The organism is Streptomyces sp. NPDC005775 (assembly GCF_042871565.1).
Lineage (GTDB): Bacteria > Actinomycetota > Actinomycetes > Streptomycetales > Streptomycetaceae > Streptomyces.
This window is the reverse complement of sequence record NZ_JBIAIU010000002.1, coordinates 649,400-674,789: the sequence shown is the minus strand read 5'-3', so window position 1 is coordinate 674,789 and position 25,390 is coordinate 649,400. Positions and strand designations below refer to the sequence as shown.

21 protein-coding genes are annotated in these 25,390 nt (G+C 72.3%); 9 read left to right on the top strand and 12 right to left on the bottom strand.

Annotated elements, in window-relative coordinates; genetic code table 11:
• From ACFYPA_RS06940 to galU, 3 genes are all read left to right on the top strand, one after another.
• Positions 1 to 2,007, top strand: coding sequence for a glycosyltransferase (locus tag ACFYPA_RS06940; protein ID WP_389130223.1), 2,007 nt, complete (start codon positions 1 to 3; stop codon positions 2,005 to 2,007).
• Positions 2,008 to 2,049: 42 nt separating this feature from the next.
• Positions 2,050 to 4,047: a glycosyltransferase gene (locus ACFYPA_RS06935; protein WP_389130220.1), complete on the top strand. Its 1,998-nt coding sequence runs from the start codon at positions 2,050 to 2,052 to the stop codon at positions 4,045 to 4,047.
• 77 nt (positions 4,048 to 4,124) lie between these two features.
• Entirely contained in the window at positions 4,125 to 5,039 is a 915-nt protein-coding gene (gene galU / locus ACFYPA_RS06930; RefSeq protein ID WP_389130218.1) for a UTP--glucose-1-phosphate uridylyltransferase GalU, read from the top strand.
• Positions 5,040 to 5,267: 228 nt separating this feature from the next.
• On the opposite strand, the gene ACFYPA_RS06925 is transcribed toward galU, so the two are convergent.
• The 5 genes from ACFYPA_RS06925 to ACFYPA_RS06905 all read right to left on the bottom strand — a co-directional run bounded on the left by ACFYPA_RS06925 (position 5,268) and on the right by ACFYPA_RS06905 (position 11,889).
• Positions 5,268 to 7,400 (bottom strand): 3-hydroxyacyl-CoA dehydrogenase NAD-binding domain-containing protein, encoded by a 2,133-nt coding sequence (locus tag ACFYPA_RS06925; RefSeq protein WP_359084419.1) that lies wholly within the window; start codon positions 7,398 to 7,400, stop codon positions 5,268 to 5,270.
• Positions 7,397 to 8,617, bottom strand: a complete 1,221-nt coding sequence (locus ACFYPA_RS06920) for an acetyl-CoA C-acyltransferase (RefSeq protein ID WP_359084417.1) — start codon at positions 8,615 to 8,617, stop codon at positions 7,397 to 7,399. Before ACFYPA_RS06920 ends, ACFYPA_RS06925 begins: the two co-directional genes overlap by 4 nt.
• A 245-nt stretch (positions 8,618 to 8,862) precedes the next feature.
• Positions 8,863 to 10,137 (bottom strand): ribonuclease D, encoded by a 1,275-nt coding sequence (locus ACFYPA_RS06915; protein WP_359084415.1) that lies wholly within the window; start codon positions 10,135 to 10,137, stop codon positions 8,863 to 8,865.
• A 125-nt stretch (positions 10,138 to 10,262) separates the two neighbouring features.
• Positions 10,263 to 10,925, bottom strand: a complete 663-nt coding sequence (locus ACFYPA_RS06910; protein ID WP_024488613.1) for a response regulator transcription factor — start codon at positions 10,923 to 10,925, stop codon at positions 10,263 to 10,265.
• Positions 10,926 to 11,229: 304 nt separating this feature from the next.
• Entirely contained in the window at positions 11,230 to 11,889 is a 660-nt protein-coding gene (locus ACFYPA_RS06905) for a DUF3000 domain-containing protein (RefSeq protein ID WP_359084412.1), read from the bottom strand.
• Between the two features lie 92 nt (positions 11,890 to 11,981).
• Between ACFYPA_RS06905 and hemE the strand changes: the two genes are divergently transcribed.
• Positions 11,982 to 13,055 carry a uroporphyrinogen decarboxylase gene (hemE, locus tag ACFYPA_RS06900; RefSeq protein ID WP_359084411.1) on the top strand — a complete coding sequence of 358 codons (1,074 nt, stop codon included), beginning with the start codon at positions 11,982 to 11,984 and terminating at the stop codon, positions 13,053 to 13,055.
• Between the two features lie 21 nt (positions 13,056 to 13,076).
• Here the strand turns inward: hemE and ACFYPA_RS06895 are convergent, their stop codons facing one another.
• Together ACFYPA_RS06895 and ACFYPA_RS06890 are read right to left on the bottom strand one after the other, a co-directional pair.
• The gene (locus tag ACFYPA_RS06895; protein ID WP_389130213.1) at positions 13,077 to 14,459 is read right to left on the bottom strand and encodes an FAD-dependent oxidoreductase; all 1,383 of its coding nucleotides are present in this window, start codon (positions 14,457 to 14,459) and stop codon (positions 13,077 to 13,079) included.
• Positions 14,460 to 14,542: 83 nt separating this feature from the next.
• A complete protein-coding gene (locus ACFYPA_RS06890; protein WP_359084408.1) occupies positions 14,543 to 15,502 on the bottom strand; it encodes a DUF4349 domain-containing protein in 960 nt (319 codons plus the stop codon).
• Between the two features lie 127 nt (positions 15,503 to 15,629).
• On the opposite strand from ACFYPA_RS06890, the gene hemG reads away from it, so the two are divergent.
• Both hemG and hemQ read left to right on the top strand, forming a co-directional pair.
• Complete coding sequence (hemG, locus tag ACFYPA_RS06885) at positions 15,630 to 17,126, top strand: protoporphyrinogen oxidase (RefSeq protein ID WP_359349346.1); 1,497 nt, start codon at positions 15,630 to 15,632, stop codon at positions 17,124 to 17,126.
• A gap of 4 nt (positions 17,127 to 17,130) precedes the next feature.
• Complete coding sequence (hemQ, locus tag ACFYPA_RS06880) at positions 17,131 to 17,865, top strand: hydrogen peroxide-dependent heme synthase (RefSeq protein WP_359084406.1); 735 nt, start codon at positions 17,131 to 17,133, stop codon at positions 17,863 to 17,865.
• 129 nt (positions 17,866 to 17,994) lie between these two features.
• On the opposite strand, the gene ACFYPA_RS06875 is transcribed toward hemQ, so the two are convergent.
• The 5 genes from ACFYPA_RS06875 to ACFYPA_RS06855 form a co-directional block, all read right to left on the bottom strand.
• Entirely contained in the window at positions 17,995 to 18,792 is a 798-nt protein-coding gene (locus tag ACFYPA_RS06875) for a TIGR04222 domain-containing membrane protein (RefSeq protein WP_359349349.1), read from the bottom strand.
• Positions 18,793 to 18,856: 64 nt separating this feature from the next.
• Positions 18,857 to 19,897, bottom strand: coding sequence for a TIGR04222 domain-containing membrane protein (locus ACFYPA_RS06870; RefSeq protein ID WP_389130208.1), 1,041 nt, complete (start codon positions 19,895 to 19,897; stop codon positions 18,857 to 18,859).
• 5 nt (positions 19,898 to 19,902) lie between these two features.
• Positions 19,903 to 21,267: a DUF692 domain-containing protein gene (locus ACFYPA_RS06865; protein WP_359318753.1), complete on the bottom strand. Its 1,365-nt coding sequence runs from the start codon at positions 21,265 to 21,267 to the stop codon at positions 19,903 to 19,905.
• Between the two features lie 144 nt (positions 21,268 to 21,411).
• A complete protein-coding gene (locus tag ACFYPA_RS06860; protein ID WP_359084402.1) occupies positions 21,412 to 22,149 on the bottom strand; it encodes a DUF4142 domain-containing protein in 738 nt (245 codons plus the stop codon).
• Positions 22,150 to 22,343: 194 nt separating this feature from the next.
• On the bottom strand, positions 22,344 to 23,090 hold the full coding sequence (locus tag ACFYPA_RS06855; RefSeq protein WP_359084401.1) for a peptidyl-tRNA hydrolase: 747 nt from the start codon (positions 23,088 to 23,090) through the stop codon (positions 22,344 to 22,346).
• A gap of 71 nt (positions 23,091 to 23,161) precedes the next feature.
• Here ACFYPA_RS06855 and ACFYPA_RS06850 point away from each other — a divergent pair, with 71 nt between their 5' ends.
• The 3 genes from ACFYPA_RS06850 to ACFYPA_RS06840 are packed head-to-tail and all read left to right on the top strand — an operon-like array spanning position 23,162 to position 25,376.
• Positions 23,162 to 23,839 carry an AIM24 family protein gene (locus tag ACFYPA_RS06850; protein WP_219566541.1) on the top strand — a complete coding sequence of 226 codons (678 nt, stop codon included), beginning with the start codon at positions 23,162 to 23,164 and terminating at the stop codon, positions 23,837 to 23,839.
• A gap of 59 nt (positions 23,840 to 23,898) precedes the next feature.
• The gene (locus tag ACFYPA_RS06845) at positions 23,899 to 24,708 is read left to right on the top strand and encodes an ATP-binding cassette domain-containing protein (protein WP_389130404.1); all 810 of its coding nucleotides are present in this window, start codon (positions 23,899 to 23,901) and stop codon (positions 24,706 to 24,708) included.
• Positions 24,705 to 25,376, top strand: coding sequence for an ABC transporter (locus ACFYPA_RS06840; RefSeq protein ID WP_359349360.1), 672 nt, complete (start codon positions 24,705 to 24,707; stop codon positions 25,374 to 25,376). The genes ACFYPA_RS06845 and ACFYPA_RS06840 overlap by 4 nt, the downstream gene beginning before the upstream one ends.
• Positions 25,377 to 25,390: the final 14 nt, after the last annotated feature.

Genomic DNA, 25,390 nt, shown 5'->3' with positions numbered 1-25,390 from the left:
ATGAACATCGAGATCCTCGTCCACACCCTGGCCACCGACTCCATCGGCGCGCGGGCAGCTGCCCGGCTGGCCCAGTCCCTCGCCGCCAGGCACCGGGTGACTGTCGTCACCGTGCGAGGAGCCGCCGAACCGCACGCGGCGCTGCGGCTCCCGACGAACGTCGACGTCCTGGCCCTGGCCCCCTCGGTCGCGGCCGGCGACCGGGACGACGACAACACCTCACAGCTCGTGATCGCCGGCGATCCCGAGTTCCGGCGCTACAACCGCGCCGACGACGCAAGGCTGCGGAAGCACCTTTCCGCGAGCGGAGCCGACGTGGTGCTCGCCCTCAGCTCCGCGCTCGGCGCGGCCCTTGCGCAGTGCCGGGTACCGCACGCGCGGCGCATCGCCCGCCAGCCGGCGCCCGTCGAACGGCTCCCGGAATCTGCGCGCGCCCGCTGGACGGAGCTCTACCGCGAACTGGACGCGGTCGTCCCGCTCACCCAGGGCGACGCCGCCGCTCCCGAGTACACGGAGCTGCGCACAGCGGGCGTCGAGGTGCGCCACATCGTCGAGCCGGTGATTCTTGCCGGGAACCCGGACAAGCCGACGACGGGCGTGGTGATCAGCGCCGGGCGACTGGTCTCGCACCGGCGCGTCGAGTTGGCGCTGCACGCCTTCGCTCAGACCCGCACGGCTCAACCGGGCTGGCAGCTCAGGGTGTTCGGTACCGGCCCGCTGCGCCGTGAGACCCGCGAACTGGTCATGGCCCTGGGGCTCCACGACCATGTTCTGCTCTTCGAGCGAGAAGCCGGCGAAGACGACTTCTACGACGCCGACATCGCCCTGGTGACCGCGGAGCGCGTCGACAGCGCGCGCCCCGTGCTGGAGGCACTCGCCCAGGCCACGCCCGTGGTTGCCACGGAGGTGCCCTTCGGAGCGCCTGAGGTGCTCGCCGAGGGTCACGGCGGGCTGCTGGTGCCGGCTGGTGATGTCCATGCCACCGCCCGCGCCCTGGAGCGCTACATGGCGGACGAGCGGCTGCGCTCGGCGCATCGGGCTCAGGCCCTGCGGACCGCGGAATCCGCGGGCACGGAGCAGGTCGGCGACGCGTACGACGCATTGTTCGGAGCGGTCAAGGCCGGGGTGCGCGGCCGCTGGGGCAAGGGACGGCGCACCGGCGGGGGTGCGCCCGCCGAGGAGCGCACCCTCCCCACCGCTGACTGCCGGGTGCTGTCGGACGGCGCATGGGAGGTCACTCTGCGGGGTGTGTCCGGCGCCCGGAACGTGCGCGTCAAGGAGCAGGGCAAAGGCGGCAAGGAAGTGGTCGACTTCGCCGTCGGGAGCGACGGGACCCGCGCCCGTATCGACGCTCGCGCGCTGGCCGTGCTGGGCGAAGGCCGCGCCGATCTCTACGCAGTGGACGGCAAGGGCAAGGAGAGCCGCCTGCGCTACGGGCGGTGCTCGCTCGGCGGGGCACGCGACGTCGGACACCTGAGCGACCTGAACCTGTTCCACTGGGTGCTGCCGTATGCCTCCGAAGGCGGCTACCTGCGCCTGCGCGTCTGGTCCCGGCAGAGCCACGCCGAGCTGGTGACCGTCGACTACAGCGACACGAGCCTGTGGCTGACGGGCTGGCTGCAGGGTGAGTGGCAGATCGACGGCGACCTGACGTTGCTGCTCCGTCGACGCCAGGAGCCCGCGCGCACGCTGGCAGCGGGCCGGGCGCGTTTCGAAGGCGGCTGGTTCGGCGCGGAGCTGAACATGGAAGAGGCCATGAGGGCCCGGCTGCTCATGCGCGAGAACTGGGACGTGCTGCTCACCGACAGCAGCGGCAGTGCACCGGTCAGGGTGGCGCGTATCGCCGATGACCAGGTGGTGAGACGCGATGTGCAGCGCTTCCCCGAGCTGGTGCGGGAGGAGCCGCCGGACCTGTTCGGCCCGGACGTCGGTCGTGCCGTCGTCGGACTGCGTCCCTACTTCACCGCGGACAACGAACTCTCGCTCGTGGTGACCGAGCACCACTGACAACGGCCCCTTACGGGACCCCGAGAATCCCGAAGGACACTTGTGCGGATCTCCTTCCTGCTCCACAGCATCGACAATTTCGGCGGGGTCCCGCGGGCCACCAGCAGCCTGGCCTCCGCGCTGGCGGTCCACCACGAGGTGGAGATCGTCTCGGTCTTCCGTACGGCGGACCAGCCGTCCTTCCGGCCCTCCAGCAGCGTGACCCTGCGCTACCTGGTCGACCGGCGGGAGGGCACGGCGAAGACCGTGGGCGGCAAGCCGCCCCGGATCATGCCGAAGGAGGACGGCTGGGCCGACCAGTACACCCCGGACGTCGACGACCTGATCCTCGGTCACCTCGGCACATGCGGCGCCGACGTCGTCATCGCTGCCCGGCCGGGATTCGCCGCGTACTTCATCGCCCACGGACGGCACGGCTACGGGCGCGTGGTTATCGACCACGAGAGTTCGATGGTGCCCTCCCAGGCGCTGCGCGAGCGCACTCTGGAGCTGTACCGCGAGGTGGACGGCGTCGTCTGCCTCACCCAGGCCGACATGAACAACTACCAGCAACAGCTGGGAGACCAGGCACCCCTGCTCGCAGGCATCGGCAACATCGTGCCGCCGCCGGACCGGCACGTCCCTGTGCGCGGCCTGCCGTTGATCGCCGCCGCGGGACGCCTCGTGCCGCTCAAGGGCTTCGACACGCTGATCAACGCGTTCGCCCAGGTCGCCCCCCACCACCCGCAGTGGAGGCTGCGCATCTTCGGCCGCGGGCCCGAGCAGGCAAAGCTGCAGGACCTCGTGCACGCGCACGGGCTCAGCGACGCTGTCCGTCTCATGGGCGCGCTGCCCGACCTCACCGCGGAGTGGGACAAGGCGGCGTTCTCGGTGAGCGCGGCCCGCCGGGAGTCGTTCGGCCTGACCTTGGTGGAGGCCATGCACCACGGACTTCCGGTTCTCGCGGCCGATGCCCCCTTCGGCCCCGGGGAGATCGTCGTCCCGGGCCACAACGGCCTCCTGGTGCCCCTCGGTGACGAGGACGCCATGGCCCAGGCGATGCGCTACCTCATCGAACAGCCGGCCGAGCGGGAGAAGCTTTCCCAGGGCGCCTACGCGACGGCCCCTCTCTACAGCGCCGAGCGCATCGCCTTCCGCTACGACGCGTTCCTGCGGGATGTGTCCGCCTCCGTGCCGAAGCAGACCGCAGCCGTGGCCCCTTCGGTGGTGCCCTCCGGTGTGCCGGCCGAGGTACTGGTGCGCGGTGACGGCGCAATCGAGGTCCGCGCTGTGCTGCACCCCGGCGCGGAGCCTCCCGTGCTGTGTGTCACCCCGCGCAGGGGCGAGACGCTGATCAAGCTGGTTGCCCTCGGGACGTCGGTGGAGGAGGCGACGGGCACTCTGCGGTCGGTGTACGCGGTCCCCGCCGAGCCACCGGTCCTGGCCGAGGGCCGGTACGACATCGACCTGGAGCTGCCGGACGGCCGGCGCTCCCCGCTCGCCGTGGAGGGCGTCCATACCGGTGGTCTGCTGGTCCGCCGTGTTCCGGCGGGAGGTCCCGCGTACTGGCCCGTGCCCTACCGCACCGCGGACGGCCACCTGTCGGTCTTCGTGCGTCATCGCGTGGAGCATGCAGAGGTGCATGCCGTGGTGGTGGGGCAGGACGGCTGGCTCATGCGCGGCGCCCTGATCGTTCCGCCGGGCACCGATCTCTCCGGGCTGCGGCTCGGGGCCATCCCCCGCAAGGGGTGTGTCGCGTCCACTGTGGCAGGCCAGGTTTCCGTGGGACACGACGGCTCCTTCGAGGCACACCTGCCGTTCGCCGGTGTCGTTGCCGCCTCGTCGGGCGGCCACGACGACTGGGACCTGTGGCTGGAGCGTGAACCCGGACAACCGCGTATCCGGCTCGCGCGGTTCTTCGACGACATCCTGGAGCGCAAGCGGATCGATGTCTATCCCACGCAGCGCTGGCACCACCCGACGCAGGGCCCGGCGCGCGGAAGGGTCTTCTTCACACCCGGCAACGAGCTGTCCTTCACGGTCAGCCCGGACAAGGGCTGACACCGCTATTTCGGGCCTCGGCCCCCGACCTCGCCCTGTCGCACGTACATATCAGTCACCCGCTGGAGCACACGTTCATGCCTTCGCACCACCGCCGCACCCGCAAGGCCGTCATCCCGGCAGCGGGTCTTGGCACCCGATTCCTCCCCGCGACCAAGGCGACTCCCAAGGAGATGCTCCCGGTCGTGGACCGGCCCGCGATCGAGTACGTGGTGGCGGAGGCCGTACGCAGCGGACTCGATGACGTCCTCATGGTCACCGGCCGTAACAAGCGGGCCCTGGAGGACCACTTCGACCGTGCTTACGAACTGGAGCACCTGCTGGAGCTGAAGGGCGATTCCGGCAAGCTGCGGCAGGTCCGTGAGTCGAGCGAACTGGCCGACGTCCACTATGTGCGGCAGGGCAACCCGCTCGGCCTGGGGCACGCCGTCCTCTGTGCCGAACCGCATGTCGGTGACGCCCCGTTCGCGGTGTTGCTCGGCGACGACCTCATCGACGAGCGGGATCCGCTGCTCGCCCGGATGCTGGAGGTCCAGGAGCAGCACGGCGGCAGCGTCGTGGCGCTCATGGAGGTCGAGGACGACCGGACGCACCTGTACGGATGCGCGGCTGTGGCCCCCCTGGAGGATGAGACGGGCGACGTTTTGACCGTCACCGATCTCGTGGAGAAGCCCGAACCCGGCACCGCGCCCAGCAATCTTGCCGTGATCGGGCGGTACGTCCTCGCCCCGCAGATCTTCGAGGTCCTGCGCAAGACACCGCCCGGCCGCGGCGGTGAGATCCAACTGACTGACGCTCTCCGCCAACTGGCCCTCGATCCGACGCTCGGCGGGCCCGTCCACGCGGTGGTCTTCCGCGGCCGCCGCTACGACACCGGGGATCGCGGCGACTATCTGCGTGCCGTCGTCCGGCTGGCTTGCGAGCGCGAGGACCTCGGCCCGCAATTCCGGGCGTGGCTGGGTGAGTTCGTACAGGAGGCGGGCATCCGGTAGCAGCGAGAACGAGCGTCGGTCATCTGCTCCTTGACGGCGAACGCCGTACCGATGCGGTCGCCGCGTCCGTCGTCCTCGCACACCTCCTCCAGCAAGGCGGCGTGTACCCGGGCGAGTTCGGTCTGCGCAGCATACGGCGACGAAGCACAGGCCAGGGGGCACCGGAGAGACGGACGGGCCGTACGGAAGCGAGATCCGTACGGCCCGTGCGCGTATCAGCGAAGCGCGTTACGCCGGAACGCTCGCCACGCCCCGCGCCAGGAACTTCTTCCCGTTCACCCGCTCGGAAACGCCCTCGCGGTCCAGGTACGGCGTGATGCCGCCCAGGTGGAAGGGCCAGCCCGCGCCCGTGATCAGGCAGAGGTCGATGTCCTGGGCCTCGGCGACGACGCCCTCGTCCAGCATCAGGCCGATCTCCTGCGCGACCGCGTCCAGGACGCGGTCGCGGACCTGCTCCTCGGTCAGGACGGTGTCGCCCTGCTTCAGGAGGGCGGCGACCTCCGGGTCCAGCTCCGGCTTGCCGGAGTCATAGACGTAGAAGCCGCGCTTGCCGGCCTTGACGACCGCGGCCAGGTTCTCGGAGACGGTGAAGCGCTCCGGGAAGGCGCGGTTCAGGGTCTCGGAGACGTGCAGGCCGATGGCCGGGCCGACCAGCTCCAGGAGCACCAGCGGGGACATCGGCAGGCCGAGCGGCTCGATGGCCTTCTCCGCGACCTCGACCGGGGTGCCCTCGTCGATGACGTTCTGGATCTCGCCCATGAAGCGGGTGAGGATGCGGTTGACGACGAACGCCGGGGCGTCCTTCACCAGGACCGCGGTCTTCTTCAGCTTGCGGGCGACCCCGAAGGCCGTGGCCAGCGAGGCGTCGTCCGTCTGCTCGCCGCGGACGATCTCCAGGAGCGGGAGGATCGCGACCGGGTTGAAGAAGTGGAAGCCGACGACCCGCTCGGGGTTCTTCAGCTTCGACGCCATCTCGGTGACCGAGAGGGAGGAGGTGTTGGTGGCGAGGATGGCGTGCGCCGGGGCGACCGCCTCGACCTCCGCGAACACCTGCTGCTTGACGCCGATCTCCTCGAAGACGGCCTCGATGATGAAGTCGGCGTCGGAGAAGCCCTCCGCCTTGTCCAGCACACCGGAGACCAGGGCCTTCAGGCGGTTGGCCTTGTCCTGGTTGATGCGGCCCTTGCCGAGCAGCTTCTCGATCTCGGCGTGGACGTAGCCCACACCCTTGTCCACGCGCGCCTGGTCGATGTCGGTCAGGACGACCGGTACCTCGAGGCGGCGGAGGAACAGCAGGGCGAGCTGGCTGGCCATCAGACCCGCGCCCACGACGCCGACCTTGGTGACCGGACGGGCCAGGGCCTTGTCCGGAGCGCCGGCCGGGCGCTTGGCGCGCTTCTGGACCAGGTTGAACGAGTAGATCCCGGAGCGCAGCTCGCCGCCCATGATCAGGTCCGCCAGGGCCTGGTCCTCGCGGTCGAAGCCGGCGCCCAGGTCGCCGTCCTTGGCCGCGGCGATGATCTCCAGCGCGCGGTACGCGGCCGGGGCCGCGCCGTGCACCTTGGAGTCGGCGATGGCCTTGCCGCGGGCGACGGCCTGGTCCCAGGCGTCACCGCGGTCGATCTCGGGGCGCTCGACCGTGAGCGTGCCGTTCAGCACGTTCGCGGTCCAGATCAGCGACTGCTCCAGGAAGTCGGCGCCCTCGAAGAGAGCGTCGGCGATCCCGAGGTCGAAGACCTGCTTGCCCTTGAGCTGGCGGTTCTGGTTCAGCGAGTTCTCGATGATCACCGAGACGGCGCGGTCGGCACCGATCAGGTTGGGAAGCAGCGCGCAGCCGCCCCAGCCGGGGACCAGGCCGAGGAAGACCTCGGGCAGCGAGAACGCGGGCAGGGCCTTGGAGACGGTGCGGTACGAGCAGTGCAGACCGACCTCGACACCGCCCCCCATCGCCGCGCCGTTGTAGTACGCGAACGTCGGGACGGCGAGGGAGGAGAGCCGGCGGAAGACGTCGTGGCCGCCCTTGCCGATGGCGAGCGCGTCCTTGTGCTCCTTCAGCAGCTCGACGCCCTTGAGGTCGGCGCCGACCGCGAAGATGAACGGCTTGCCCGTGATGCCGATGCCGGTGATCGCGCCCTCGGCGGCCTCCTTCTCGACCTGGTCGACGGCGGCGTTCAGGTTCGCCAGCGACTGCGGTCCGAAGGTGGTCGGCTTGGTGTGGTCCAGGCCGTTGTCCAGCGTGATGAGGGCGAAACGGCCCGCACCGGCCGGAAGGTCCAGGTGGCGTACGTGCGCCTGGGTGACGACCTCGCCGGGGAACAGCTCGGCCGCGCCCTTCAGGAGCTCAGTGGTGGTGGTGCTCACTTGCTGCCTCCGTCGAAGTGCGGGTTCTCCCAGACGACCGTCGCGCCCATGCCGAAGCCGACGCACATGGTCGTCAGGCCGTAGCGGACCTCGGGCTGCTCCTCGAACTGACGGGCCAGCTGGGTCATCAGCCGGACACCGGAGGAGGCGAGCGGGTGGCCGTAGGCGATCGCGCCGCCGTACTGGTTGACGCGGGCGTCGTCGTCGGCGATGCCGTAGTGCTCCAGGAAGGCGAGCACCTGCACGGCGAACGCCTCGTTGATCTCGAAGAGACCGATGTCCGAGATGGACAGGCCGGCCTTCGACAGGGCCTTCTCCGTCGCCGGGATCGGGCCGTAGCCCATGACCTCCGGCTCGACGCCCGCGAAGGCGTAGGAGACGAGGCGCATCCTGACCGGGAGGCCCAGCTCGCGGGCGACGTCCTCGGCGGCGAGCAGCGAGGCGGTGGCGCCGTCGTTGAGACCCGCGGCGTTACCGGCCGTCACGCGGCCGTGGGCGCGGAACGGGGTCTTCAGACCGGCGAGGGACTCCATCGTGGTGCCCGGGCGCATCGGCTCGTCGGCGGTGACCAGGCCCCAGCCCGTCTCACCGGCCTCGGGGTTGGTGCGGCGCACGGAGACCGGCACCAGGTCCTGCTGGATCTTGCCGTTGGCGTACGCCTTGGCGGCCTTCTCCTGCGAGCGCACCGCGTACTCGTCGGCGCGCTGCTTGGTGATCGAGGGGTACCGGTCGTGCAGGTTCTCCGCGGTCATGCCCATGAACAGGGCGGACTCGTCGACCAGCTTCTCCGATACGAAGCGCGGGTTCGGGTCCACGCCCTCGCCCATCGGGTGGCGGCCCATGTGCTCGACGCCACCGGCGACGACGACGTCGTACGCGCCGAAGGCGATGGAACCGGCCGTCGAGGTGACGGCGGTCAGGGCGCCCGCACACATGCGGTCGATGGAGTAGCCGGGGACCGACTGCGGCAGCCCGGCCAGGATGCCGGCGGTGCGGCCGAGCGTGAGGCCCTGGTCGCCGATCTGCGTGGTCGCGGCGATGGCGACCTCGTCGATCAGTGCGGGGTCCAGGTCCGGGTTGCGGCGCAGCAGCTCCCGGATGGCCTTCACGACGAGATCGTCGGCGCGGGTCTCGTGGTAGATGCCCTTCGGGCCCGCTTTGCCGAACGGGGTGCGGACGCCGTCGACGAAGACGACGTCCCGGATGGTACGAGGCACGGTGGCTCTCCTCCAGGGTGCGGGATGGCACTGCTGCGGGGCACGCCCGGAAGCGTGCCGCCACCGCTCATGCTACTTGCGGGTAACCAGACTGCCCAGTCCTTGCGGCGGGAGCGGCGAAGGTCACATCCGCAAAATGGCCCGGACGGCCCCGCGAGGGGCCGTCCGGGCCATGGGAAGAGAGGATGCGCGCAGCGGAAGCCCGCGCCAACCTGGCGTGAATACGCCCCTGTCCGATGCCCTTTTCAGGCCTCGGGAGCGAGCGCGTGCAGCAGGATGGGGGCCACCTGTTCGATCTGCCAGCGCCGCGCGCCGTATCCGGCGAGGGCGTTCTCCACCGCGTCCGGCGTGAGCTTCTTCGGCGGTTCCCAGCACACCCGGCGCACGGTGTCGGGGGTGATGAGGTTCTCCTGCGGCATGTGCAGCCGCTCCGCGAGCTCGGACACGGCGGTGCGGGCGGCCGACAGGCGGGCCGCGGCGGCCGGGTCCTTGTCCGCCCAGGCGCGGGGCGGCGGCGGTCCGGCCAGGGGCTGGCCCGGCTGCGGGAGCTCCGAGTCGGGCAGCTCCTTCGCGCGGTCCACGGCCGCCTGCCACTGCTCCAGCTGGCGCCGGCCCATGCGGTGGCCGAAGCCGGGCAGGGCGGTGAGGGCGTGGGCGTTGGGCGGGAGCGCGAGTGCGGCCTCCACGATCGCGGTGTCGCCGAGCACCTTGCCGGGGGAGATGTCGCGGCGCTGGGCGATCTGGTCACGCATGGTCCACAGCTCGCGGACCACCGCCATCTGCCGGCGGCGGCGGACCTTGTGCATGCCGGACGTGCGACGCCACGGGTCCTGGCGCGGGGGAGCGGGCGGCGCGGAGGCGATGGCGGAGAACTCCTCCTGCGCCCATTCCAGCTTGCCCTGCCGGTCGAGCTCCTCCTCCAGGGCGTTGCGCAGGTCGATCAGCAGCTCGACGTCGAGTGCGGCGTAGCGCAGCCAGGGCTCGGGCAGCGGGCGGGTCGACCAGTCGACGGCCGAGTGGCCCTTCTCCAGCGAGTAGCCGAGCACGTTCTCGACCATCGCGCCGAGGCCGACCCGCGGGAATCCGGCCAGCCGGCCGGCCAGCTCGGTGTCGAAGAGCCCGGTCGGCGTCATCCCTATCTCGCGCAGACAGGGCAGGTCCTGGGTCGCCGCGTGCAGGATCCACTCGGTGCCGCGGAGCGCCTCGCCGAGCCCGGACAGGTCCGGGCAGCCCACCGGGTCGACGAGCGCGCTGCCCGCGCCGTCACGGCGCAGCTGTACGAGATAGGCGCGCTGCCCGTACCGGTAACCGGAGGCGCGCTCGGCGTCCACGGCCACCGGGCCGGAGCCCGCGGCGAAGGCCGCGATCACCCCGGCCAGGGCATCGTCGGAGGCCACCACCGGCGGAATGCCCTCGCGAGGTTCGAGCAAGGGGATCGGCGCCGGGGCGACGTCGTCCGGGGGGGCGCCCCCGGTGGTTCGCAGTGAAGTGTCTGCTGCGGTCTCTTGGGCGTCGGTCACGTGTCAAGGGTATCTGTGTATGCACGGCACCCGTCGACGGAATGATCCGTCGACGGGTGCCGATGCATGTATTCCAGCCGGTTCCGCATTTCTGCACACCGGCGGGGGTGGGGATCCGAAGGGATTCAGTGGATGATGCCCGTCCGCAGGGCGACGGCGACCATGCCTGCGCGGTCTCCGGTGCCGAGCTTGCGGGCGATGCGGGCGAGGTGGCTCTTGACGGTGAGGGCGGACAGCCCCATGGAGACGCCGATGGCCTTGTTGGACTGCCCTTCGGCGACGAGCCGCAGGACCTCCACCTCGCGGCCGGACAGTTCGCGGTAGCCGCCCGGGTGGCTCGGGGTGCCGGGGGGCCGGCGGTGCATACGGGCGGCGTTGGCGCCGATGGGGGCGACGCCGGGACGGGTGGGGTGGCCGATGTTCGTACGGGTGCCGGTGACGACGTAGCCCTTGACGCCGCCCGCGAGGGCGTTGCGCACGGCGCCGATGTCATCGGCGGCGGAGAGGGCGAGGCCGTTCGGCCAGCCGGCGGCTCGGGTTTCGGAGAGCAGGGTCAGCCCGGAACCGTCGGGCAGGTGGACGTCGGCTACGCAGATGTCGCGCGGGTTGCCGACGCGGGGACGGGCCTCCGCGATGGACGACGCCTCGATGACGTCACGTACTCCGAGTGCCCACAGATGGCGGGTGACGGTGGAACGGACGCGCGGGTCGGCCACGACGACCATGGCCGTCGGCTTGTTCGGGCGGTAGGCGACCAGGCTTGCGGGCTGCTCGAGGAGAACGGACACCAGGCCTCCTGGGGAGTGGCGGGACGGGCCGGCTCGGGGATGAAGCCGGGGCGAACCGTGCTTGAAGGGTCATTGACTCCTTCGGCAGCAGACCCCTGCTCCTTTAGAGGAAGATCACGATTTAGTGAGTAACAATTCGGGCAAATAGGACGCGCGATCGATTGTACGAAAAGAGAGCCGGTGACTGTGCGAGGTCTTGTGACACTGCGTCACGAAACCGGAACGCCGCCCCGGGGCGGCGTGCGACGTCTGGTCCGAGCGGCGCTCCGGAGCGGAGCGAAGGTGGGGGGAACGCCGCAACGCCCTACGGAACCTGCGGCCCGCGCCGCTGCGGCAGCGTCACCACGGCCGCGTCCGCCGGCTCCGACGGCGGCAGACCGGCGATCTGGCACAGCAGATCGCCCCACGCCATCAGATGCGCCGCCGTGTCCGGCACTCCGCCCCGGCCCTCGCGCGGCGTCCACGACGCCCGGATCTCGATCTGCGTGGCCGGACGCCGCGTCGCCAGCGCACCGAAGTAGTGCGAACCGGCCCGGGTGACCGTGCCGCCCGCTTCCCCGTACGACAGACCGCGCGCCTCCAGCGCGCCGGTCAGCCACGACCAGCACACCTCCGGCAGCAGCGGATCGGACGCCATCTCCGGCTCCAGCTCGGCGCGCACCAGCGTCACCAGCCGGAAATTGCCCTGCCAGGCCTCGTGCCCGGCCGGGTCGTGGAGCAGGACGAGCCGCCCGTCGGCGAGATCGTCCTCGCCGTCGACGACCGCCGCCTCCAGCGCGTGGGCATAAGGAGCCAGGCGCTTCGGTGGCCTCGTCGGATCCACCTCCAGCTCGGGCCGCAGGCGCGCCGAGCGCAACGCGTCCACCGCCGAACGGAACGCGGGCGGGACGGAATCACCCTCCGCACTGTCCGTGCCGTCAGCATCATCGGATTGATCGGAGAAGTGTCCCTGCGCCGAAGCCATGCCGGGAAGAGTAGGCGGAACCGGAGCCGCGCGCGCGGAAGGACACCCGTGCGGGGCAGGGCTCATTCCGCGCGCATGCGAAGATTCTGTGCGTGAGTGCCATTGACCGCCCCTCGGGCCACCAGACGAAGACCTCCGCCACCCACGAGTCGGCGTTCCTGAAGGCGTGCCGGCGCGAGCCCGTGCCGCACACGCCGGTCTGGTTCATGCGCCAGGCGGGGCGCTCGCTGCCCGAGTACCTGAAGGTGCGCGAAGGCATCCCGATGCTCGACTCCTGCACGATGCCGGAGCTCGTCGCCGAGATCACGATGCAGCCCGTCCGCCGCCACAAGGTCGACGCCGCGGTGTACTACAGCGACATCGTGGTCCCGCTCAAGGCCATCGGCATCGACCTCGACATCAAGCCCGGCGTCGGACCCGTGATCGCCGAGCCGATCCGCACCCGCGCCGATCTGGCCCGGCTGCGCGACCTGACGCCCGAGGACGTCTGGTACGTCACCGAGGCCATCGGGCTGCTCACCGCCGAGCTGGGGGCCACCCCGCTGATCGGTTTCGCGGGTGCGCCGTTCACCCTCGCGAGCTACCTCGTGGAGGGCGGCCCGTCCCGCAACCACGAGCACACCAAGGCCCTGATGTACGGCGACCCGGAGCTCTGGGCCGACCTGCTCGACCGCCTCGCCGAGATCACCGGCGCCTTCCTCAAGGTCCAGATCGACGCCGGCGCCAGCGCCGTGCAGCTCTTCGACTCCTGGGTGGGCGCCCTGGCCCCCGCCGACTACCGCCGCTCCGTGCTGCCCGCCTCGGCGAAGGTCTTCGACGCCGTCGCCCCGTACGGCGTCCCGCGCATCCACTTCGGTGTCGGCACCGGTGAGCTGCTCGGTCTGATGGGCGAGGCCGGAGCGGACGTCGTCGGCGTCGACTGGCGGGTCCCGATGGACGAGGCCGCGCGCCGCGTCGGCCCCGGCAAGGCGCTCCAGGGCAACCTCGACCCCGCCGTGCTGTTCGCCCCGACCGCCGCCGTGGAGGCCAAGACCCAGGAGGTGCTGGACGCGGCCGCCGGCCTGGAGGGCCACATCTTCAACCTGGGCCACGGCGTGATGCCGAACATGGACCCGGACGCGCTGTCGCGGCTCGTCGAGTACGTCCACACCAGCACCGCCCGCTGACCGGCCGGGGGCGGGCGCCGCTCAGGCGGTGCCCGCCTTCCGCAGCGCGGTGACCGTCTTGCGGGCCGCCACCAGGACCGGGTCCCAGACCGGGGAGAACGGCGGGGCGTAGCCCAGGTCCAGGGCCGTCATCTGCTCGACCGTCATCCCGGCGGTGAGCGCCACCGCCGCCACGTCGACCCGCTTCGCCGCCCCCTCGCGGCCCACGATCTGCACGCCCAGCAGCCGCCCCGTGCGGTACTCCGCGAGCATCTTCACCGTCATGGGCCGCGCCCCCGGGTAGTAGCCCGCCCGGCCCGTCGACTCGATCGTCGCCGTGACGAAGCGCAGGCCCACCGCGCGGGCGTCCTTCTCGCGCAGACCGGTACGGGCGATCTCCAGGTCGCAGACCTTGCTCACCGCCGTGCCCACCACGCCCGGGAACGTCCCGTAACCGCCACCGACGTTGGACCCGATGAGCTGGCCGTGCTTGTTGGCGTGGGTGCCCAGTGCGATGTGGCGGGTGCGGCCCGCCACCAGGTCGAGGACCTCGACGCAGTCGCCGCCCGCCCAGATGTTGTCATGGCCCACGACGCGCATCGACAGGTCCGTGAGCAGTCCGCCGTGCGGGCCGACCGGCAGCCCGACGGCGCGCGCCAGTGTCGTCTCCGGCTCGACGCCGATGCCCAGCACCACCACGTCCGCCGGGTAGGACGCGTCGGCCGTCTCCACGCCGCTCACCCGGCCGTCCGTACCGGTACGGATCGCCGTGACCCCGGCCCCGTTCACCGTCCTGATCCCCAGCCCGTCCATCGCGTCGTGGACCAGGCGGCCCATGTCCGGGTCGAGCGTCGCCATCGGCTGCTCGCCGCGGTTGAGCACGGTCACCTCGAAGCCGTGCTTCAGCATCGCCTCGGCCATCTCGACGCCGATGTACCCGGCGCCGACCACGACCGCGCGCCGGCCCTTCGCCCGGTCCAGGGTGTCGAGCAGGGCCTGCCCGTCGTCCAGGGTCTGCACGCCGTGCACCCCGGCCGCGTCCATACCGGGCAGCGCGGGCCGCACCGGGCGGGCTCCCGTCGCGATCACCAGCTTGTCGAAGCCGGTCCAGGAGGTCTCGCCCGATTCCCGGTCCAGCGAGCGGACCCGCTGCCCCGCGACATCGATCTCGGTCACCTCGGTGCGCATGCGCAGGTCGATGGCGCGCGCCCGGTGTTCCTCGGGAGTGCGTGCGATCAGGTCGTCCCGCTGTTCGACGTCACCGCCGACCCAGTACGGGATGCCGCAGGCCGAGTACGAGGTGAAGTTGCCCCGTTCGAAGGCGGTGATGACCAGCTCGTCCGGGCCCTTGAGCCGGCGCGCCTGGGACGCGGCGGACATGCCCGCCGCGTCACCACCGATGATCACCAGTCGTTCCGCCGTCATGCCAGGTCCCTTCGACGCCACTGCGAAGGGCCCACGCTACGGCGCGGCACACCCCCGGGGCGCGGCGGCGCCCTCGGGAGCCGTCACGGGCCGGCCGGCGGCTGCTGCCCCGCCCTCCCGCTCCGGCGGCGGCGCAGCACCTGCCACAGGACCAGCAGAACGGCCGCCGCGGCCAGGAACGGAGCCGTGGCGCCCACCGCCACGGCCAGCCAGCGCAGCATCGTCAGGAAGGCGTGCCAGCCACCGCTCAGCGCGTCCAGGAACCCCGGGTCCTCGTCCTTCTCGGGCGCGGCCTCCGGCTCCGTCAGATCGAGCGTGATCGTGGCCAGCGACGTACGGTCCCTGAGCGAGGCCTGCTGGGCGAGCAGGGACTCCAAAGCGGCCTGACGGCTGCTCAGTTCGCCCTCCAGCGCGACCACGTCGACGAGCCTGTCGGCCCGGTCCATCAGCTTGCGGACCCGCGCCACGCTCGTGCGCTGGGTGGCGATCCGGCTGTCCACGTCGACGACCTGGTCGGTGACGTCCTTGGCGGCCGACGTGCGGGACAGCAGCTTGCCCGCACCCGAGAGCTCCCGCAGCACACTGTCGTACTCGCCCTGCGGCACCCTCAGCACCAGATGCGAGGAGTCGTGCGTGTCGTCCACCTGCTCGGTCGACTCGTTGGCGACCAGCCCGCCCGCGTTCTGCGCGACGGTACGGGCGGCTGCCGCCGCCTTGGTCGCGCTCTTCACCTCCACGGACAGGGACGCGGTACGGATGACGTGCGTGGCGGCCGTCGTGGCCGGCTTCTTCGGTGTACCCGACTCGGCCGGCCCCTCCTTGGCGTCCGCGGCCGCCTCCCCGGCGCCCGTGGCCGCCTTGTTCTGTCCTTCGGCGTTCTGTCCTTCGGCGGAAAGGGCGCGCTGGTCGGAGGCGGAGCCGGAGTCGTCGGCCGCTCCGCAGCCGCTCAGCGCGAGGACGGCGGTGAGGAGCCCGGCCGCGAGCGCGGTGCGGGTACGGCGGCCCGTTCGTCTGCCTGTACGGGTGATGAGCGCTGTCTGCATAACTGTCCCCCCAGGACGGGTGATTGGTGGCTCCCCTTTGACGTGCGAGGCGGCCGCCCGGGTTGCCGATCGGCGGTTTCGAAGCGGTCACGGTCAGGACTCGGAAGCGATTTGAGAGAGTGGGGGCATGCAGCGTTCAACACACCGCGCGGACAGGGCCCCCGGCCACGTCGTCGTCATCGGCGGCGGCATCGCCGGGCTCGCGGCCGCCCACCGGCTCCTCGGCACCGGTCTGAGGGTCACCCTCCTGGAGGCCACCGACCGGCTCGGCGGCAAGCTCATGACCGGTGAGATCGCGGGCGTACGGGTCGACCTCGGGGCCGAGTCGATGCTCGCCCGCCGGCCGGAGGCGGTCGCGCTGGCCCGCGCCGTCGGCCTCGGTGACCGGCTCCAGCCGCCCGCCACCGCCACCGCGGCGCTGTGGACGCGCGACGCGTTGCGTCCCATGCCCAAGGGCCATGTGATGGGCGTCCCCGGCGACCCGTCGGTCCTCGGTGAGGTGCTCTCGCCCGAGGGCCTCGCCCGCATCGCCCAGGAACGCGACCTCACCCCGACCACGGTCGGCGACGACGTGGCCGTCGGCGCGTACGTGGCCGACCGCCTCGGCCGGGAGGTCGTCGACCGGCTGGTCGAGCCGCTCCTGGGCGGGGTGTACGCGGGCGACGCCTACCGGATCTCGATGCGCGCCGCCGTACCGCAGCTCTTCGAGGTCGCCCGGCAGGCGGGCTCCCTGCTCGACGGGGTCACCCGGATCCAGGAGCAGGCCGCGGCCCGGCAGCAGACCGGGCCGGTCTTCCAGGGGATCGACGGGGGTCTCGGCACCCTGCCGGGCGCCGTGGCCGACGCCGTACGCGCAGGCGGTGGCGAGATCCTCACCGAGACCCCCGTGCTGGGCCTGACCCGCAGCCCCGACGGCTGGGACGTGCGCACCGACGCCCGGGTGATCACCGCCGACGGCATCGTCCTCGCCACCCCCGCCTGGTCCGCCTCCACCCTGCTCGCCGCGGAGTCCCCGGCCGCGTCCGCCGAGCTCGCGGGCGTCGAGTACGCGTCGGTGGCCCTGGTCACCATGGCCTTCCGGCGTTCCGACGTGACGGGCTCCGCGGCCTTCGACGGGCGCTCCGGCTTCCTGGTCCCCCCGGTCGACGGCCACACCATCAAGGCCGCCACCTTCTCCACCCACAAGTGGCAGTGGGTCGCCGACGCGGCACCGGACCTGTTCGTCCTGCGGACCTCGGTGGGCCGGTACGGCGAGGAGGACCATCTGCACCGCGAGGACGGCGAACTCGTCGACGTGTCCCTGAGCGACCTCGCCGCGGCCACCGGACTGGCCGCGAAGCCCGTCGCCACCGAGGTCACCCGGTGGATCGGCGGACTGCCGCAGTACCCCGTGGGCCATCTCGGCCGCGTCGCGCGGATCCGCGACGAGGTCGCCAAGATGCCCGCGCTGCGCGTGTGCGGCGCGGTCTACGACGGGGTCGGCGTCCCCGCCTGCATCGCGAGCGCCCACCGTGCCGCGGACGAGATCGTCCGGGACGTCTCGGGGGACGGCCACGCGGACACGGGAGAGATCATCGCCACTCCGACCCTGGTTCAGGGCACACGGAGCGAGGCGGGACAATAGCCGTATGAGTGCCCCTGAGACTGTGACATCAAGCAAGGCCCCGAACGCCGGCAAGAAGGCGAAGGACCTCAACGACGTCGTCCGCTACACGCTGTGGTCCGTCTTCAAGCTCCGCGACGTGCTGCCCGCCGATACGGACCGTGCGGCGTACTCCGGTGAGGTCCAGGAGCTGTTCGACCAGCTCGCGGCCAAGGACATCACCGTGCGCGGCACCTACGACGTCTCGGGCCTGCGCGCCGACGCCGACGTCATGATCTGGTGGCACGCCGAGACCTCGGACGCGCTGCAGGAGGCGTACAACCTCTTCCGGCGCACCCGGCTGGGCAAGAGCCTCGACCCGGTCTGGTCGAACATGGCGCTGCACCGCCCCGCCGAGTTCAACAAGTCGCACGTCCCGGCGTTCCTCGCCGACGAGACGCCGCGCGACTACATCAGCGTGTACCCCTTCGTGCGCTCCTACGACTGGTACCTGCTTCCGGACGAGGACCGTCGCCGCATGCTCGCCGACCACGGCAAGATGGCCCGCGGCTACCCGGACGTGCGTGCCAACACCGTCGCCTCGTTCTCCCTCGGCGACTACGAATGGGTGCTGGCCTTCGAGGCCGACGAGCTGTACCGCATCGTCGACCTCATGCGTCACCTGCGGGCCTCCGAGGCGCGGATGCACGTCCGCGAGGAGGTCCCCTTCTTCACCGGCCGGCGCAAGTCGGTCGCAGACCTGGTGGCCGGGCTCGCGTAGCGAGCGGGTTCCGATCACCCCAACCCGGAAGATCAGACGGCGGAACCGCGGCACACCGTGCCGCCCGCCGTTCCAGCGACACCGGGTTCGGCTCCCGGTGCGGCGCGCTCCCTGCGCGCCGCACCGGTGTCATTCACGGGGGTTCCGGGCAGCGCGGCCGAGCGCGGCCCGCAGCGCCGGGTCGGCCACCGCGCGCACCCCCCGCACGGCGACCGCCATCAGCACATCGCCCTCAGGGCCGCCCTCGCCCGCCGTGCGCGCGTCCAGGAGCCGCTGCCCGGCGGGCGAGGCCCAGGAGCCGTACGGACGCAGTTCGATCAGGGCGATGGCGAGAACGCCCAGGGTCAGTACGAGCGGCAGCCCGAACCAGACGAGCACCGGCACCCCCGAGCCGCCCGGCTCCCGGCCGGGCGTGAGCAACGCGGCGGCGCCCATCACCGCCACCAGCAACGCCGCCCCGCGCACCGCCCGTATCGCCGACACGACGTCCGTCCCCGCCCCGCCCGGCAGCGCCAGGCCCGCGGCGACGAGCCGGTCGGCGAGGGCGCGTACCGCATCGGCGGCGGCCGCCGCGGCGCGGACCGGCGGTATGGGCGACTGGCCCTGCGGCCCGATGGCACGGATCACCGTGCGCTCCACCTCGTCGCGGCCGTCCGGGTCGACCACCGTCGCCCAGCCGGTGTGCGCGAGCAGCAGCCGGCGGCGCAGATGCATGGTGACGAGCGCCAGATCGGCGACCCGGTGTGGGCCGCCGGCCAGGAACGCGGTCTCGTACAGCGTGAGTTCGGGCCCGCGCCCCGCGAGGCCCTCCCGCCCCTCGGCGGACGTGCCCCGCGGCGGGGCCGGGCGAGCGGCCGCGAGGCAGAGCCGGACACAGGAGACGGCCGCCGCACCCCATGCGACCAGCAGGAACAGAACCCAGAGCATGCTGGATTCCTATGCGAGACGGCCCGGGAGCGCCAGGGGATTTCATGATGCGGACGGCGACCGCTCAGGAACTGCTGCCGCAACTGGAGCCGGAACTGCAGCTGGAACCCGAGCTGCAACTCGAACCGGAACCGCAACTGGAGCCGGAACCGCAACTGGAGCCGGAACCGCAACTGGATCCCGAGCTGCAACCGGAGCCGGAACCGGAGCCGCACCCGTTGGCTCCGCCGCTGCTTCCGGCAGAGCCGCCGCAGCCGCCGTCTCCGGGGCTGGACCCGGCGCACCACACCGTCGGCACCAGCAGCAGCGCCGAGGAGTCGGAGGAGTGGTGCGAGGGCGAGGGTGTGGGCGCTCCCGTGGGCCGCATCCGGGCGGCCGCGATGAGGTGCGCCCGCAGCCCGGGGTCGGTGAGCGCCCGCGGCCCGGCCGTCGCCACGAGGTGGGCCGCGCCCGTCTCGTACGCGTGGGCGAAACGGAACTCCGCCGCGGCCCTGCTGCCCGCCTTGGTGATCCGGGCGCGGGCGTTGCCCGCGACGACCAGCCCGATGACGGCGCCGACGAGCAGGGCCGGGAGCACCTTGATGATGAAGGGCGCCGGCGTCCGGCCGAGACTGTCGGCCGAGTCGAACTCGACGATCGTCAGGACGAAGGAGGCCGGCAGGCCGAGCAGGCAGACCACCCCTTGTGTCACGCCCCAGCGACGCCACTTCCGGTTCGCCCCGGGCACGTTGAGCAAACCCCGCTCGGCCAGGCCGTCACCGAGCTCCTGCACGGCGGGATGGCGCATCACCGCGTTCCGCAGCGTGTGCAGGGCGCCGCTCGGAGCCGCGGCCTGCTCCTGGAGCACGGCCCGCTCCACCGGGTCATGCGCGACCGGGCGTTGCACCGCGACGATCCCGGGCCCGCCGACGGTCAGCCTGCCGTCCTCCAGCATCGCGGCGAGCGCGCTGTCCACCACACGGCCGGGACCGCCGTTCAGGAACGCCACCTCGGAGAGGTCGTGGGCCGTGCCGGCGACCCCGCGGCGGGCGCGGCCCGACCCTGCGATCAGCAGCACCGACGAGACCGCCACGGCAAGCGTCAGGACCAGGGCGAAGGTAGTCATCCCGGTCACCTCCCTACGAGTACGGAACGGGCCGCACGGGCCAGCCGGACGGTGCGGCGGGGCGGCCGGGGAGCCGCCCGGTCCTGCCACCAGTGGGTCAGCCGACGGCGGGCCGCGTCATCGGCGGGGCGGTCGGCGATGAGCAACTGCTCGGCGAAGTCCAGGGCGTCACGCCGGTATCCGGCGGACATCGGACGGCTCCTGGCGTACGCGAGGAACGCGTCCCGGTAGCCGGTACCCAGGATCTCCGGGAGTTCGGGGGCCACTTTGGCGACGACGTCGGCGCGCTTGGCGGCCAGCGCCCGGCTCTGGACGCCGAGCCGGCGGTGGTCGAAGCCCTCGGGGGCGGGAGTGCCCGCGACGAGGGCGGAGAGCAGCGAGGCCTGCGCGACCGCGACCCGGTCACGCCGGGCCTCCGGGTCCCCGGCGTCCTGCGCCGCGGGCTCGGGCCGAGGGTCTTTCGTTCGGATCATGCTGGGCTCGCCTGATCCGGCCTGATCCGAACGAAAGACCCTCGGCGTGCGCCGGACCGGCCGGCGGACGCCGCCCCGGTCCGCGTCGAGCGTGGCGCGGATCGCGTCCAGTTCGCCCGCCAGCCCGGCGGCCGCCGGGAAGTCGTCGTCGCGCTCCAGAAGGACCCCGGGCGGGGCGATGCGGGAGCGGAGTTCGGCGAGGACGTCGAGCACCGGAGCGGTGACCGGGTGGGCGTGCGTGTCGTGCCAGACACCGTCCTTCTCCACGCCGCCCGCCACGTGGACGTACGCGATGGCCTCCACTGGCAGTTCGTCGAGGGCCGTGGCCGGGTCCTCGCCCCGGTTCACGTGGTTCGTATGCAGATTGGCCACGTCGATCAGCAGCCGCACCCCCGTGCGCTCGACCAGCTCCGCCAGGAACTGGCCCTCGGTCAGCTCCTCGTCCGGCCAGGAGATCAGCGCCGCGATGTTCTCCAGCGCCAGCGGCACCGGCAGCGAGTCCTGCGCCACGCGCACGTTCTCGCACAGCACCTCCAGCGCCGCCCACGTACGCGGCACGGGCAGCAGGTGCCCCGCCTCCACCACCGGCGACCCGGTGCGCGCGCCGCCCGCCCGGACGAACGCGATGTGCTCGGTCACCAGGGGCGCGCCCAGCAGGGTGGCCCGGTCCGCCAGGCCGGCGAGCCGGCCGGGGTCGGGGCGGTCGGCCCCGCCGAGGCCGAGCGAGACGCCGTGCGGGACCACGGTGACGCCGCGCTCCCGCAGCCGTACCAAGGAGGCCGGCAGGTGGTCGGCGCAGAGGTTCTCCGCGACCGTTTCCACCCAGTCGATCCCCGGCAGCGACTCCACCGCATCGGCGATCTCCGGCCGCCACCCGATCCCGATTCCCAGCTCCATGCCGTCCCCCTCAGCCGCTCTGTGCAGGGGTCATGGCCCCGCCGCGCGGCGCTGAATCCGAAGAGGGGGACGTTCAGAGCTTCATTTGAGGTTCCCGGCGCCCGGCCGGCCGGGCGCCTCTGTCGGGACTTCGGCTTCCCTCTCTCAGGGCATCGGCGCCGTGGAGGGCCGCGAGGTGAACGACTGGTCCCCCGTCGGAGCCGCGGGAACGGGCTGCGGCAGGACCGAGCCCCTCGGCGCCACCGGAGGTCCGGTCGGGCTGGCCGTCGCCGCCCCGGCCGCCTCACGGGCCAGGGCGTCGAAGTCGACGAAGCCCGTGCCCTCCAGCATGGTGATGTGGTCGAGCACGGTCACGTTGGCGTCGGTGGCCAACTGCCGGATCAGCGAGTTGCGGGTGGTGTGCCGCACCTGGGCGATCAGCGCGAAGACCTTGCCGTGCGAGTCCCGCAGCAGATTGGCGAACTTCCGCTCGTACTCCTGGCCGCTCGCCGCGGTCATCTCCCGCAGCCAGCCCTGCTGCTGCTCGGTCGGCTGGTTCGGCAGCTCCACGCCGAGCTTGGCGGCCACGTCCCGCGACCTGCGGTCCAGGTCCGTGTGCCCGACGACCAGATGGTCCCCGGCCGCCTTGATCGCCTCGGTCGGTGCCCGCTCGATCGCCTGCTGCCCGGCGGGCAGCTCCCAGAGACCGGCCAGGCGCACCTTCACCAGGAAGTCCCGGTCGGTCGCGGAGAGCGGGCCCCACTGGGTCGCGGTGGTCGACGCGTTCAGGTTGGCCTGCCCGGTGCCGGAGCGGTCGGCGTACGACCAGACCGGGTAGGCGAGGGCGCCGAGGGTGGCGACGAGCGCCGCGATGATGAGGGCTGTTCCGTTGATGCGTCGCACAGAGGATTCTCCCGGGCCGAGGCGTGGCGGCGTCCAGACAACCGCCGGTCGCAACGGCCGGGCACTGACCGGCCGTTCAACGTACTGGGCAGTATGGCCAGTGCGGCGGCGTCAGGAGGTACGTATCGACGGACCGCTTCGTTCAAGGGGCCGGGAAGAATCATCGGACGGAGCAGGACCGGGGAACCCGCCCGTCAGGGGCGCAGCGCCGGATGGTCGGCGACCACCGTGCACGACCCCGGGGCGATCTCGGTGAATCCCGCGTCCCGCACCACCGGCAGCCCGCTCACCGTCAGTTGCCTCCAGCGGTCCGCGTCCGGGGTGGCGACCGAGAGCGGGAAGCCCGCCTCGCGCCACGCCTTGCGCTCCGTCCCGGACAACTCCCACCAGGCGAGCTGGGCCCCGTGCCCGGCCTGCGCCATCTCCTTGCCCGCCGACATGCCGAGCTCCGGGTTCAGCCAGAGGACCGGGCCGGTGAGGTCGGGCGCGGCCGGGGGTTCGGGGTCGTCCAGATCCGTCCCCGAGACCTGGAGCTTGGCGAGCTCCTTCGGCCAGCCGTCGAGCGGCACCGGCGGGTAGACCCGCACCTCGGCCGTCTCACCCGTGACCGTGATCCCGGGCAGTGCGCAGGCCTTCCGCCACTCCGCGCCGCGCGCCCGCCGCACCACCTTGCGGATGCGGGCGTCCTGCCAGTCGCGCATCAGCTGGGCCCACTCACCCTCGCCCGTCGACCGCTCGTCGGAGAGCATCACCAGCACCGCCCGGGCGGCCGTGCGCAGGGCGTCGGTGCGGGCCGGGGGTGCCGTCTTCTCGATGTGCACCACCAACGGGAGTACGTACTGAGGCGCTTCGTCCCGGTTCGTCCGCTCGGAGCGGAAGGGGCTGTCGGCCGGCAGGTCGGTGGGAACGGACGGGGACTCGGGGGTGTCGTTGCTGCTCACCCGCCCAGTCTGCCAGTCGCCCGCAATCTCCTCCTTGGCGGAATGGAAGCCTCCGGGTGAGGATGCAGCGCATGAAGAGCGATCTCTTTTCCAGCGAGCACATGGCACAGCAGGCGACCGCCCCCGGAATGACCCTGCAGAACGCCAAATCCATCAAGTACGCGGTCAACGGCGAGATGCACGCCCGCCAGGGCTCGATGATCGCCTTCCGTGGTGATCTGCAGTTCGAGCGCAAGGGGCAGGGCCTCGGCGGCATGCTCAAGCGGGCCGTCACCGGCGAGGGGCTACCGCTGATGGCGGTGCGGGGCCAGGGCGAGGCGTGGTTCGCGCACGAGGCGGCCAACTGCTTCATCGTGGAGATGGAACAGGGCGACGTCCTCACCATCAACGGCCGCAACGTGCTGTGCTTCGACGCCACGCTCGCCTACGAGATCAAGACCGTGAAGGGCGCCGGGATGACCGGCGGCGGACTCTTCAACAGCGTCTTCAGCGGCTACGGCAAGCTCGGCCTGATGTGTGAGGGGCACCCCATAGTGATCCCCGTCACGCCCCAGCAGCCGGTCTGTGTCGACACGGACGCGGTCGTGGGCTGGAGCGCCCATCTGAACACGTCACTGCACCGCTCGCAGAGCGTCGGCTCGATGCTGCGCGGCGGTTCCGGGGAGGCCGTCCAGCTGCGCCTGGACGGCGAAGGGTTCGTGATCGTACGTCCCAGCGAGCTCAAGACCGAGAAGGCGTCGTCCAACTGAGCACCGAGATCCTGCGGTTGCGAGAGGTGGGGCGGCGGTACGGCCTCGCCGGGCCCTGGGTGCTGCGCGGGGTCGACCTCGCGCTGCCCGCGCGCTCCCTCGTCCGCGTCGAGGGGGCCAACGGCACCGGGAAGTCCACCCTGTTGCGGCTGCTGGCCGGGATCGACGCCCCCACCGAGGGCCGGATCACCGGCCGCCGGCCGCGTACGGCGTACGTCCCCGAGCGGTTTCCGGCGGCGCTGCCCTTCACCGCCGCCGGATACCTCGTCCACCTCGGCCGCATCCACGGACTGCGCCGACCGGAGGCGGCCGGCCGGGCGGCGGAGTGGCTCACCCTCTTCGGTGCCGCGGAACACGCCCGCACCCCGCTCGCGGAGCTCTCCAAGGGAACGAGCCAGAAGGTCGCCGTCGCCCAGGCGCTCCTGGCCGAGCCGGAGTTGCTGGTACTGGACGAGGCCTGGACCGGCCTGGACGCCGCGGCCCGGGACGCACTGGACCGGGCCGTCGCGGCCCGCGTCGCCGCCGGATCCACCGTCGTCTTCGTCGACCATGACCCCCGTCGTCTGGCGGGCGCGGTCGACACGGTCCTGCGCGTCGGGGGGGCCGGACTGGCCGAGGGGACGCCCGCCCCGTCCGGGACGCGGCCCGGCCCCCGGGTCCGGATCGAGGTCACGGGCCCGCCCGGCGCCCCGCTCCCCGCCGCACTGCCCGGCGGCCCGGTACGGACCGCCGGGCAGGACGGAACGCTGAGTCTCACCGTCGACGCCGCCCACTCGGACGCCCTGCTGAGCGCCCTGCTCACAGCCCGCCCGCCCTGGCACATCAGCCGGCTCTCGACCGCACCCGGCAACCCCGACGAGACGCCATGAGCGCACTGATCCGCTACCAGGCCGCCCTCCTGCTGCGCTCCCAGCGCTGGCTCGCCCCCGTACTGCTGTACGTGGCCTTCCTCGCCGTCGGCGTCCGCTCGGGGCAACCCGTGCTCGACTCGCTCGGCTACACCGCGGCCGGGCTGCTCCCCGTCACCGCGTGGCTCGTACGGATCTGCGCCACCCAGGAGCCGCCCGCCGCCCGGACGGTCGTCGCCGCGGCCGTGGGCGGGCAGCCGCGCGCCCATCTGGCGGCCCTGCTCGCGGCGCTGGGGAGCGCCGGCCTCCTGGGTGCGGCCGCCACCGCGGTCGTGCTGCTGATCAGTGAGCCGGCCAGTACCGACCACACGGTCGAGGTCCCGCCGGCGTCCGCCGGGCTCGCCGGGCTGCTCGCCACCGCCTGCTGCGCCCTGCTCGGGGCGGCGGCCGGCGCGCTGTGCACCCGGCCGGTGCTGCGCCGGCGCGGCTGGTCCCTCGCCGCGACGGTGGGCGCGGCGCTGCTGGCCCTGGTGACCAGCGGCTCGCCCGCGAAGTACGCGGTGACGGGCCTGGTCACCGGCTCGCACACCGGCACGGTCCACGTGCCGGTCCTCCCGCTCCTCGGAGCGGCGGCGGTGGCGACCGCGGTCACCGCACTCGTCTGCCGGCTCACGTCGGTACGCGGCTGAGTAGGCTCGTACCC